This window comes from Paenibacillus sp. GD4 (genome assembly GCF_030846225.1).
GTDB classification, from domain to species: Bacteria; Bacillota; Bacilli; order Paenibacillales; family NBRC-103111; genus Paenibacillus_G; species Paenibacillus_G silviterrae.
On sequence record NZ_JAVCYK010000002.1, the window covers coordinates 2,033,056 to 2,045,539 of the forward strand.

Genomic DNA, 12,484 nt, shown 5'->3' on the forward strand with positions numbered 1-12,484 from the left:
AGGATGCTATGAAAGAGAAAAGAAAAGGTAAGCTTCAACGACCGATATGCTCTCTATTGCTCTCCCTAAGTATGACGGTAAGCGCGGCTCTGCCGCTCCATGGGGCTGCGTACGAGGCGCATGCTGCCACCGCCGCGGCGGTGGTGCCTCCGGTTCTTATCACGGAGCTTGTTCCCGATACGACGAATGTAAACGGAGCCGACGGGTACGAATTCATTGAGGTATACAATAACACGGATCAGCCGATGAATTTCAAGGACTACAAAATACTATATCGTTATTTGGAAAGCGAGACCGTATGGGTTCCCGTACCGGAGGATGTCGTGATCGAACCCGGGAAAACACTGGTTCTATGGATCATTAACACCTATAACGGCGCGGCAACCGTGGCGGACTTCAACGCCAATTTCCAGGTGAATCTGGTAGAAAATAAAAATATTGTCCGGATCTACTCAGGAGGTATGGCGAACAGCCGAATGCGCGAGGTTGTCGTCATGACCAATACGGGACATGAGCTTGTCTCGGCCTTCTACAACGAGGGAGAGGAAATCACGGAGCCGGATAAGGGCATTATTTATCGTTATCCGCAGGACGGAACGAACAAAATGGCCCTCATCAGCGGAGGGATCCAGCCTGGGACACCGGGAAGAGTGGAGCCTGAGCAGGTACCGGCTGTGCCGGTTTCGATAACGGACATCTTGCCGCCTGTCATTAGGGACAAGACCGGACTCACGGCAAGTGATCCGACGGAGGAGCTGCTGATCACCGCCGAAGCAACGGACGATAGCATGGTGAAGACGCTGACGCTGCATTATCGAATGGACGGGCAAGCATCCTTCCTGACAGCTCAGCTGAAGAAGGGTGGGGAAGACGGCATCTATCACTACAAGCTCGGAGTGCTGGAACTGCTCGGAAGCCCCGGTTTGGAATATTATTTCACGGCTTCTGACGGCTACAATGAAGCTCAAAGCCCGATCAGCCGGATCCAGCTGACGAATCCCGTAAGTCCGCGAATGAACCTTACGGAGGGGAGTATGGTTAGCGGAGAAACCTTGGTGAAAGCGGCCGTGAACGGAACCGATCCGTCACAGCTGCAGCTTGCCATCGACGGGAAGCCAGTCAGCGGCGGAGAACGGGCTATGGAGAAGAAGGCGTTCTTCGTTTTTGAAGGGCAAGGCATGAACGGGAAAAATGCCATTACGATGGGCAAGGACATTTTGTTTATGGCCGATAAGGTCGTGAACAATTTCGATACGGTCATTGCGCCTATCGAGCCCGAGCGGCTGAAGCAAGGAGAGAACATCATTGCACTGCGGGCCGGCTCATCTGTAAGGCCGTATTTTGAAGACAACCCGGAAACGAATCTGGACGATTACGATATTCGGAACGTTCGACTCGTATTGGCGGACGGTACGGTGCTGAGATCGAAGGAGTATGCCAATACGAGCCAGCTGATCGATGTGGGGGATAACGGCAGGTTCTTGCCTGTTGTGTACTTTACGTTCGACATCGCTCCGGAGAAGCTGAATGCGCTGGTGTATCGCTGGCCTACGAACGCAATGCAGGACGGGCCGCATACCGTAAGCGCGGTAGCGCCTAACCAGGGTGAGGCTCGGGTCCGAGTAAACGTCGATAATACAGGACCTGTCCTCACGACCAATATGGCAGAGGGCCAGCGGTACAAGGGAAGCTTCACGGTGGAAGCGGCCGCATCCGATGCGGTTGCAGGCATCAAGAGCAAGACGGTGAAGCTGGACGGCCAAGACATCGTCGTACCTTACGCTACCTCGTCCACTGCCTTAGCGCCGGGTGTACATACCCTGCAGCTGACGGCAACGGACAACGTAGGGAATCGAAGCGAAAGAACGATTGCGTTTACGACGCCGGAGGAGCATCCGTATAAGCCCGTTCTTATCTCACCTGAGAACGGGCAGCACGATGTGAATGCCGATCCGGTGCTGAAGGTCTCCGTCAGCGATCCGACGAGCGATGAGCTGAACGTGTCGTTCCGCCAGGGATACGTATACGATGCCGAGGCACCGCAGCTGCAGCTGTTCAAGCATGCAACGGCTTGGGAGCCGCCTTCAGCTGCAAGACCCATTGGCGAAGTAAGGCTTACCCCGGAGGAAACAGCGGATTTGGCCTCTTCGGATGGCCGTTATGTGACGGTAGATTCCACTCTGCAATTTCCTTACCTTCGATTCGAGGTGCAGCTGAAGGAGGAGATCTCGGCAGGAGATCAAGTGGAAGTATTCTGGGAGGGCAAGTCGCTGCCGGACCGGAAGGTGACGATGTATGCATGGAACCACAGCAGCGGAAAGTGGGATGCGGTCGATTCCTTCGTTCCGTCCACTGAAGAGGATTTTGAACTGACCGGGTTAGTCTCCGGTGAGCATTATGTGAAGGACCGGGTCATCCAAGTGATGGTCCAAGACCAGATTCCGGCTCGGGGGGATTATGATTACACCATCGCCTGGATGTCGGATACCCAGTTCTATTCCGAGCTGCATCCGCATATCTACGAATCCCAGGTGAAATGGATCCGGGATCAAGCCGCTGCGATGAACATCCGGTATGTCATCCATACGGGAGATCTGGTCAACGAGCCAACGGCGAGGTATCAATGGGAGCGCGCGAGCCAGTATATGCAAGTGCTGGAGGATGCGGATCTCCCCTATGGCGTGCTCGCGGGTAATCATGACGTGGGAACTACAGATTCCGATTATACCACTTATGAGCAGTATTTCGGCGCAGGACGTTTTGAGCAGGAGCCGTACTACGGGGAGAGCTATAAAAACAATCGCGGGCATTACGATTTGATTTCCGCGAGCGGCAATGATTTTATTTTTCTGTACATGGGCTGGGGTGTGAATGAAGAGGATATGGCCTGGATGAACCAGGTGTTATCGGAGCACCCTGATCGGATTGCCGTGGTCAGCCTGCACGATTATTTGCAGCCGAACGGTACCAGATCGATTACAGGAAACAAGGTGTATCAGGACGTTGTTTTGAAAAATAAGAACGTTGCGGCGGTCCTCAGCGGCCATTATACCGGCAGCGCGCTTTTAACGGATGAGATCGATGACAATGGCGACGGTGCACCCGATCGCAGAGTGTATCAGATGCTGAACGATTACCAAGGCTTCGAAGAAGGCGGCATGGGGTATATGAAGCTGCTGCATTTTGATACGGAAAGCAATACGATTTATGTTAATACGTACTCTCCGTATAAGAACGATTACAACTATTACGATCCGTCCGAATATCCCGGGAAGGATGAGACGACACTGGCCTTGGAGCTGACTCCCCGCCTGAAGCGCGTGGCAACGGATTATTTGCAGGTGCGCGTGTATACGGATAAGGTGATCGGTAAAGCGCAGCAGGTTCCAAGCGGAGGGACGGCGGAAGAGAAGTGGAACGGACTTGAAGAGCTGCAGAACTACTCCTGGTATGCTCTGGCGGAAGATGCTTTCGGCGGCAGAACGGTATCGGACATTTGGAGCTTTACGACCCGCAATGAGATTGATAGTCCGGCCAATTTACGAGCACTTCAAGTTACGGATGTATCGGCTCAATTGGCATGGAACCGAGTCCGTGATGAGCACGCGGAGCGAATTTCGTATGATCTTTATAGGAACGGCAGCCTGCTGACCTCCGTGACCGAATCCGTGTATTCTACAGTGGGCGATGCTGTGTATCGAGTGGATGGGCTTTCACCGGATACCCGCTATGAATTTTATGTTATTGCCAAAGACGAGAAGGGAACGGCTTCGAAGCCAAGTCCTACGCTTGTCGTCACGACGCAAGTAAATTTACCTGTTATCCAGGGGCTGCTGCAAGGGTACATCGCGTCGGGTGAGGTGACCGGACCATTGGCGATGCAGCTAAGTAATCGGATGGAGCAGGTCGCGCATCATTACGAAAAAGGCTCTATCGCACAAGCGGCGAAGCATTTGCAGGATTTCCTGAAGCAGTTGGGCAATTCTTCCCTGCAGGGTCGGGTCACGGCTGAAGCTAAGGCCACGCTGGAGCTGAAAGCGGGAGCCCTGCTTGGGCAGTGGAGTAAGATCGAATAAGGAGGATTGCTGAGTTTATGATCAAAATCGGTTTGGTCGGGGCGGGGTTTATGGGCCAGACCCATCACAAGGCGTACCGCCAGTTCGAGGGAGCGGCGGTGACAGCCGTGTGCGATCTCGATGCGGAGAAAGCGATGAAGCTGGCAGGGGTTTGGAACGCAGAGATCTTTACATCATTGGAGACGATGCTGGAGCAAAGCGATATTGATGCGGTTGATGTGTGCCTGCCCACGGATCTGCACCGATGGGCGGTGGAGCGGGCTGCGGCCCATGGCAAGCACGTCTTTTGCGAGAAGCCGATCGCAGCCTCAACGGAGGATGCCGAAGCCATGATACAAGCGTGCCGGGCGGCCGAAGTGATTTTCATGGTAGGGCATGTTGTCCGGTTCGATCCGCAATATCGTGCAGCCAGACAGCAGCTGCTTGCAGGCAGGCTGGGTACACCAGGTGTCGTGCGAACGGTACGGTCGGGGGCTTTTCCCGCATGGTCGCCTTGGTTTGCAGACTATGCCAGAAGCGGGGGGCCGCTGATCGATTTGGCCATTCACGATTTCGACTTCCTGCATTGGTGCTTCGGGCCAGTACGACGTGTATTCAGCAGACAAGTAACCCGGGAGCAGTTCGACCATACCTTAACCCTGCTGAGGTTCGAAAGCGGCGTTATGGCTCATGTGGAAGCTAGCTGGGCGTATCCTCAGGGAGCTCCGTTCCAGACTTCCATAGAGATAGCGGGCACCAAAGGCTTGGTCCAATTTGACCGAGGAGCAGCCGCAACCATTGTACAATTTGGAGGAGCTAAGGGTGTGGCTGCGGAGAGTCCCACCTTTAAGAGCCCGTACGCTCTGGAGCTTGAGCATTTCGTGGAATGTATCCGGAACGGTGCGGTGCCGCTTACTTCCGGTGAAGAGGCACTGGAGGCGCTGCGAATCGGATTGGCCGCAGCGGCATCCGCCTTACGGCAGAAACCGGTGGAGATGGGGGCGGGGCGCTAATGAAAACCATTCGTTTAGGGATGATCAGCTTTGCTCATATGCACGCCTACAGCTACGTCCGGTCCGTGCAGCAGCTACCGCATGTGGAGCTGGTTGGCATTTATGACGAGGACTCGGAGCGGGCGCATGCTGCGGCGGCACGAAGCGGTGCGAAGCACTATGAAGATGTGAGCCTGCTGCTGAAGGACGTGGATGGGGTTATTATTTGTACGGAGAACCGCAAGCATTTCGGCTATGCAATGGCCGCCGCGGAAGCGGGAGTACACATTATGGTGGAGAAGCCGATCACCACCGTGGGAGAGGAAGCTCGCGAGTTGATCGCGCTTTGCAGCCGAAAGGGGGTAATCCTGCAGACGGCATTCCCGGTTCGCTTGAACACATCCGTGCAAAAGGTAAAGCAGCAGATCGACAATGGTTCCGTCGGTGAGATCGTGGCTATCGCCGCTACGAACCATGGGCGTATGCCAACGGGATGGTTTATCGACCCCGAGCTCGCCGGTGGAGGAGCGGTGCTGGATCATACGGTGCATGTAGCGGATATCATGCGTTGGCTGCTTCGCAGCGAGGTGACGGAGGTCTATGCGGAGGTTGACACCCTGCTTCACGACGTGCCTGTGGACGATTGCGGGCTGTTGTCTCTTCGCTTCGAGAATGGGGTGGTTGCAACGCTGGATACCAGCTGGTCCAGGCCGTCCACCTTCTCGACCTGGGGGGACGTGACCATGCGTATCGTTGGAACGAAGGGCGTTCTCCACCTCGACGCCTTTGGGCAAAACGGTTCCCTTTGGGAGGAAGGAGCAATCCCTTCGCATCGGTATGTTGGATGGGGGGACAGCTCGGACGGCGCCCTAGTCGGCGAGTTCGTGGCGAGCATTCGTGAAGGCCGAAGCCCGTCGATTACAGGTGAGGATGGACTGCGCGCGGTGGAGGTCGCTTGGGCCGCCTACGAATCCGCCAAAACGAACCAAGCGGTTCAAGTGAAGCGATATTAAAAAGGATTTGGAGAGCCCGCCGGGATAACCGGCGGGTTCTTTTGGCTGAGAGGGCCACACCTGACTTGCCTGATGGCATGAAAATGATGAACAAGGCGGCCGCTCTAATCGCATATATGCAATTACCGGCATCATGTGGAATTGATTCACCGTGTAGTTGCAGATTTGCGATTACCTAAGCTTGAAGATAGCAAAATAGGGTGAGCGGGATCCGTTTATTGCAAATGTGCGATTACATTTGCTCAAGAGCATGAATTCGACTACCGCAGTTGCAATAATGCGACTACCTAGGCGGAGGGCAAGAATAGCGCGCTTTAATGAAAGAGGGGATGCAATTCAATGGAAACCCGGCGGGCATATCGATGGCTGCTGGCATTTGATTTATATACCAATATATGCCATAATTAAGGAACAAACGTTCGTTTTATTCGGCGACTTCCTAATATTGAGAAAGAGTTTACGAATCAAGTGAACATCCTAGCCGGTTTCATCGTCATTGAATATAGCTAAGGGAAGGGCCGGCTCGGCGGGCAATGTCCACCAAGCAGCCAGAGTGTGCACAGTCGTAATGGCTGGAGCCGCTGCGAGCATTCGGGCAAGCTATAGATGTGAGGCGTATGAGGGAACATGCCATGGTGGCCTCTGAGTGCATGATTAGACTGAACAAGTACTTACCTGATAGCTGTTGACAAAACGCCAACATTCTAATAAGATGTCTATGTAAATGGCAAACGGAATTATAAAATGTTTGGTATTTAACAAACGCTACAAGGAAGTGTTGTATCATGAAGGTTTCCGAACGATTCTGGGAAGCATCCGTCGAGGAGCTCAAGAAGGGCTATATCCAGGAACGCGACTATTACATGTGCCTGCTTTGCGGCAGAACCTTCGAGCAAGGAGTTATTTATCAGGTGGATGGGACGTTATACGAAGCGGAGAAGTATACCCGCGTTCATATTGATAAAGCACATCATTCTGTTTTCGACTACCTGATCTCGCTGGATAAGAAGCTAACCGGATTGACGGAGCACCAGAACAGCCTGCTGAAGCTGTTTTATCAAGGCAAGACGGACGCTGAGGTGCAGAAGGAGCTCAATATCGGTAGCAGCTCCACCATTCGCAATCATCGCTTCGTGCTGAAGGAGAAGGAGCGCCAATCCAAGGTATTTCTTGCCATGATGGAGCTGCTTAAGGAGAAGGACCAGCATGCGCCCGCCTTTGTACCGGTGCATAAGACAGCGAAGATGGTAGACGACCGCTATAATGTGACCGAAGAAGAGCGCAAGGGGATTCTGGCGAAGTATTTTACCGAGGGGACGGACGGACCGATTACAACCTTCGAGATGCAAGAGAAGTCGAAGCTGATCATCCTAAGAGAGATTGCTTCTTCACGGTTCGATGCAGGACAGAGCTACAAGGAGAAAGAAGTGAACGAAATTTTGGAAAAGGTATACCACGATTATGTAACCTTGAGAAGATACCTAATCGAATACGGCTTCATGGACAGGGAGCCGGATGGAAGCAAATATTGGCTTAAAGTATAACGGGACAGAGGAGAAGAACCATGGATAAGAATCGGAAGAAAGAGCTCGCCGCACAATTTATGGAGCAGAAAACGATAGGCGGTGTATACCAAATCCGTAACACCGCGAACGGGAAGCTGTTTGTGGACAGCACACGGAACCTGAGGACGCTCAACGGAAAAATGGTCAGTCTGACCATGGGCACCCATATGAGCAAAAGCCTACAGCAGGATTGGAACACTTATGGCAAAGAGTCATTTGTTTTTGAAATATTGGAAGAAGTAGAAATGAAGCAGGACGATTTCGGGAAGTCTGCGGATCGGCTGAAGAAGCTGGAGGAACAGTGGCTCGAACGTCTACAACCTTTTGGTGATAAAGGATATAATTAGCATTGCGCGTTAAATTTAGTTGGTTTTTCCAATAAAGGAGTGTCGAAACAATCTCATGATTTTAAAAAATCGCTATGTGCAATCGATTTTGTTGTCTCATGTATTACTTCAGCTTGGAATATGGATCCGTAACTTTGCCATTTTGCTTTATGTCACGGACTTGACGAATAATGATCCGTATTATGTGTCTCTCATCTCGGTCGTTGAATTCGCGCCGATCTTCGTGTTCTCGATTATCGGCGGAACTTTCGCCGACCGCTGGAGGCCGAAACGAACAATGGTATGGTGTGACCTGTTGTCGGCACTTTCGGTGTTTGTCGTGCTGGTCACGCTAGTTTACGGTTCCTGGTACGCCGTATTCTTCGCTACGTTTATCTCGGCGATCTTATCTCAGTTCTCCCAGCCTTCCGCAATGAAGCTGTTCAAACAGCACGTAGCGGAGGATAAGCTTCAAGGTGTGATGGCCATGTTTCAATCTATGATGGCGATCTTCATGGTCATTGGACCGATGCTGGGTACGTTTGTCTATCAACGCTTCGGGATTGAGATTTCCATCGGTGTCATGGGGGCAATGTTCCTTGCATCCGCCTTGGTGCTTGCATTTCTGCCGCCGGATACGGTAACGGAAGACAATCAAACCGATAGGAATTTCAGCCGCGAGCTTCGCGACGGTATTCGGTATGTATGGAATAATCCTACACTCAAAACATTGGCGGGCATGTTTGCCGCAGCCGGTTTGGCTGTAGGTCTCATTCAGCCGCTGATGATCTTCGTTACTACAGAGAATTTGGGCAAGAGCAAAGACTTCCTTCAGTGGCTGCTGATGGCGAACGGGGCAGCGATGCTGGTCGGCGGGGGCCTCGTGATGGCTGTAGCAAAGAAGGTTTCACCCGAGAAGTTGCTGGCGGCCGGATTGATCAGCAGTGTCATTACAACGATGGTCATCGGTTGGTCTACAAGCGCGCCAGTCACGATAGCGGCGCAGGCGATTGCCGGTTTGTTCTTCCCCTGCATTCACATCGGCATTAATACGTTGATGCTGAAGAATACCGAACAATCCTTTATAGGCAGGGTGAACGGGGTTATGAACCCGATGTTCATGGGCTTCATGGTTATCGGAATGTCTCTAAGCGGCGTCTTTAAATCGAATATGTCCCTGTTCGCGGTTTCCTGTATTGCAGGGCTTTTGTTCGCGGCGGGCGCGATCATGTTAGGTCCTCTGTTTAAGCAGGGCGCGAGCCACAAATCCCCTGCGGAAAAAGCGGACCCAAGCACGGTGTAACCAAGAGAAGAGAGGCTGATTTGTTAGCGATATGCTAACAAATCAGCCTTTTGTTTAAGGATTTATTTTTTATTTACAGCCTGGTAGGAAGCGGTGTATTCATCCATAATCTTTTGTCCGCCTTCCGCCTTCCACTTCTCGACTTCCTTCTTAAAGCCTGCTTCATGGATGCCTCCGAGAATAAATTTGTAAGTAGCGTCTTTGATGATTTCCTGCAAACGTAAGCCCTTCTCCGTATAGGTTTTGGAATCGAGCGGAGGCGTCGGGTCATGAATCAGGAAGTTGTTGTTGTCCTTCACTTGCTGCTCCGCTTTGGCTCGAACCGGCAGGGTATAGGTAGGCTCCAGCATTTTGATGGTGCTCTCGCCGCCGATCATCAGTGCCTGATATGCCTTGACATCGCGCTCCCACAGCTTCACATCGGAGGTGACTTCGGCTTTGCCGTCCTTCAGTGTGTAATGCTTGCCCTCCATGCCATAGAAAATCAAGTTGGTGTTTTCCGGCGCCATCAGCTTATCGAAATAAGTCAGAATGGACTTGAGCTCCGCTTCGGTCTTCACAGCGGATTTAGGGAAAATGACCGCAGATATAAAGCCTGGAAGGGCCCATACCCCAGGTCCTTTAGGACCTTCTATCCGATTGAGCACATCCAATTCGAATTTCATGCCGGTACCGGACAGCTTCTGCTGCAGCGTTGTGACATCCTGCAGTGATCCTACATAGATACCTGCTTTGCCGGTGTTGAACAGGTTTTGCTGATCATTTTTACTAGTAGCCGGGAAATCCTTGTTAATCAGACCTTCCTTATGCAGCTTTTGGAACCACTTCAAGGTTTCCATGTAAGCCGGATCCTCGAATTCAGGAATAATTTTCCCGTCCTTCACAGCCCAGTTATTCGGTGTTCCAAAGTAGGAGGAGATAGTTTTGAAAGCGCCGTAGATGAGATCGTTACGATCCGTGAATCCGATGGTGTCATTCTTGCCGTTTTTGTCCGGATCCTTCTCGGTAAACGCTTTCGCCATGTTGTATAAATCATCGATCGTTTTTGGAGCCGGAATTCCAAGCGCATCGGCCCAATCCTTACGATAAATAATTCCTTGCTTAGACAGCGGACGCTCTTGGTACAAAGCATAGATTTTTCCATCGACCGATGTATTATTCAATACCTTCGGATCAAGATTCTTCAGATTGGGATAATCCTTAAGGTACGGTCCGATTTCCCAAAATTGATTGCTCCGGAACGCTTCTCGGAACAACAGTAGGGAGGTTTGATTCCGCATAAATACGGCTTGCGGGAGTCCGCCTGTGGCGAAGGCTGCGTTCAGCTTTTCATCGTAGCTGCCGTCCGGAACCCATTGAATGGTTAAATTCGTATTGGTTCTCTCCTCGAGCAGCTTCTCGATTTCTTGATTCGGCACCTCCGGCGTGTGCAGGTTGGCCATAATGGTGATTGGTGTCGGGCCTTTGGGAGCCTCGGTAGTTCCCTGGCTGCTTTGACTGCCGGTGTTACTGTTGGCACAACCAACCAGTAATGAAAACGCTACCGAGGTTGCCAATAAAGATGTAAGCGATTTACTCATAGATTACTCCCCCAAGATGTGTGATGAAATGGTCAGCGGCATCATCATATCGTCGGGACGAGCAGTACGTACATAATCATTGGATTTGATGTTCATAAAAGTCAGGCGCCACGCGGGTTTGTCTGCCGTTCTTGTATTACGCGGTAACATTTTCACAGCCATCCATCTATACAAAAACTGGATATTTTTACAAACGTAGAGTGATGTATTTTTATTCCAATCCTACCGAAAGCCGCGAGGTCGAGGAGCAGGGTCTGCAATTGCAAAAGTGCGATAAGAGGCGAACAAACGGGCCGCTGAACAGCGAACAGAATCGTCCAATCGCAGATTTGCAACTGATGGCACGAAGGAAGCGCGAAAAGGGGTCTACAATTGCAAAAGTGCGATAAGAAGCGAACAAACGGGCCGCTGAACAGCGAACAGAATCGTCCAATCGCAGATTTGCAACTAATGGCACGAAGGAAGCGCGAAATGGACCTCTGTCAAGAAAGTAGACACAGAAACTATGAAACCTGGTGTTGTTCATAGTACCTCTTCTCGCACTGATGCGGGGTGAGATAACCAATCGTCGAGTGGATGCGGATCCGGTTGTAGTCGAACTCAATGTACCGGTAAATTGCATCATACGCCTGTTTTCGGGTGTGAAACTTTGTTTGGTACACGAGCTCTTTCTTCATTACGCTGTGGAAGGACTCGATACATGCATTGTCGTAGCAGTTGCCCTTACGACTCATGCTGCCAATCATCTCATGCTTCGTCAGCCGCTCGCGGTATTCGTTTGAGGCATACTGTGAGCCTCGATCAGAATGGTGAATTAGACCTGGAGGAGGCTTTTGCCGTTCACAAGCCTGGTCAAACGCTTCCAACACTAGTTCTTTGGTCATTCGCTCCCCAAGCGCCCAACCGACGATTTTGCGAGAGTACAGGTCCATCACGCTCGCTAGGTAAACCCAGCCCTTAGATGTCCCAATGTACGTAATATCTGTTACCCATACCTTGTTCGGTGCAAGTACGTTAAAGCCGCGGTTTAACACATTGTCATACACCGGTTGATTATGTTTCGAGTTGGTGGTTGCTTTGTATTTCTTCACTGTGCAAGAGCGCAGCCCCATCTCTTTCATCAGGCGAGCCACTGTTTTCGTCGAGATGGTATCGCCTTCTTCACGCAATTTGGCTGCAATCTTATCACTGCCGTAACGACGCTTGTAGGCATAGAAATGATGCTGGATTCGCTTCATCCGTTTCTTGCGAAGCTTTTCCTGTTCGCTTGGCTTTCGGTTCAGCCACTTGTAGTAACCGCTTCGGGAAACGCCCATCACAGAGCACATCTTCTCAACACGAAACTGGAAGCGGAATTTACGGATAAACGCGTAAATCAGTCTCGGTTTTTCGTGAAGAAGTGCATCGCCTTTTTTAGAATCTCGTTCTCCTCTTGAAGTTCTCGATTCATCTCTTCGAGCTTTTTGAGTCGTTCGTAATCGACAAACAGTTGCGACTTTTCACCCGTGTTGGTAAACTGCTTTCTCCACGCTCGAATGCTGCTTACAGGGATATCCAATTCTTTGGACACTTCGGCTGGGGTTTTCCCACTCTCTTGCATGTGTTTTACGGTTTGACGCTTGAACTCTTCATCAAAATGCTGACGAATAT

Annotated in this window: 7 protein-coding genes and 1 pseudogene; 6 read left to right on the plus strand and 2 right to left on the minus strand. The window is 51.4% G+C overall.

Going from position 1 to position 12,484, the window contains the following annotated elements; all coding sequences use genetic code 11:
* Positions 1–8 precede the first annotated feature (8 nt).
* The 6 genes from RAC89_RS31575 to RAC89_RS31600 all read left to right on the plus strand — a co-directional run bounded on the left by RAC89_RS31575 (position 9) and on the right by RAC89_RS31600 (position 9,254).
* Positions 9–4,076 (plus strand): FIMAH domain-containing protein, encoded by a 4,068-nt coding sequence (locus RAC89_RS31575; RefSeq protein WP_306617730.1) that lies wholly within the window; start codon positions 9–11, stop codon positions 4,074–4,076.
* 17 nt (positions 4,077–4,093) lie between these two features.
* Complete coding sequence (locus RAC89_RS31580) at positions 4,094–5,068, plus strand: Gfo/Idh/MocA family protein (protein ID WP_306617732.1); 975 nt, start codon at positions 4,094–4,096, stop codon at positions 5,066–5,068.
* 8 nt (positions 5,069–5,076) lie between these two features.
* Entirely contained in the window at positions 5,077–6,060 is a 984-nt protein-coding gene (locus tag RAC89_RS31585) for a Gfo/Idh/MocA family protein (RefSeq protein ID WP_306617916.1), read from the plus strand.
* Positions 6,061–6,845: 785 nt separating this feature from the next.
* The gene (locus tag RAC89_RS31590; RefSeq protein WP_306617734.1) at positions 6,846–7,604 is read left to right on the plus strand and encodes a DUF2087 domain-containing protein; all 759 of its coding nucleotides are present in this window, start codon (positions 6,846–6,848) and stop codon (positions 7,602–7,604) included.
* 20 nt (positions 7,605–7,624) lie between these two features.
* Positions 7,625–7,972: a GIY-YIG nuclease family protein gene (locus tag RAC89_RS31595; protein WP_284645342.1), complete on the plus strand. Its 348-nt coding sequence runs from the start codon at positions 7,625–7,627 to the stop codon at positions 7,970–7,972.
* A 55-nt stretch (positions 7,973–8,027) separates the two neighbouring features.
* Positions 8,028–9,254, plus strand: coding sequence for an MFS transporter (locus tag RAC89_RS31600; RefSeq protein ID WP_306617736.1), 1,227 nt, complete (start codon positions 8,028–8,030; stop codon positions 9,252–9,254).
* 62 nt (positions 9,255–9,316) lie between these two features.
* On the opposite strand, the gene RAC89_RS31605 is transcribed toward RAC89_RS31600, so the two are convergent.
* Together RAC89_RS31605 and RAC89_RS31610 are read right to left on the minus strand one after the other, a co-directional pair.
* The gene (locus RAC89_RS31605) at positions 9,317–10,834 is read right to left on the minus strand and encodes an extracellular solute-binding protein (RefSeq protein WP_306617738.1); all 1,518 of its coding nucleotides are present in this window, start codon (positions 10,832–10,834) and stop codon (positions 9,317–9,319) included.
* Between the two features lie 503 nt (positions 10,835–11,337).
* A pseudogene (locus RAC89_RS31610) lies at positions 11,338–12,482 on the minus strand (IS3 family transposase).
* Between the last annotated feature and the right edge of the window lie 2 nt (positions 12,483–12,484).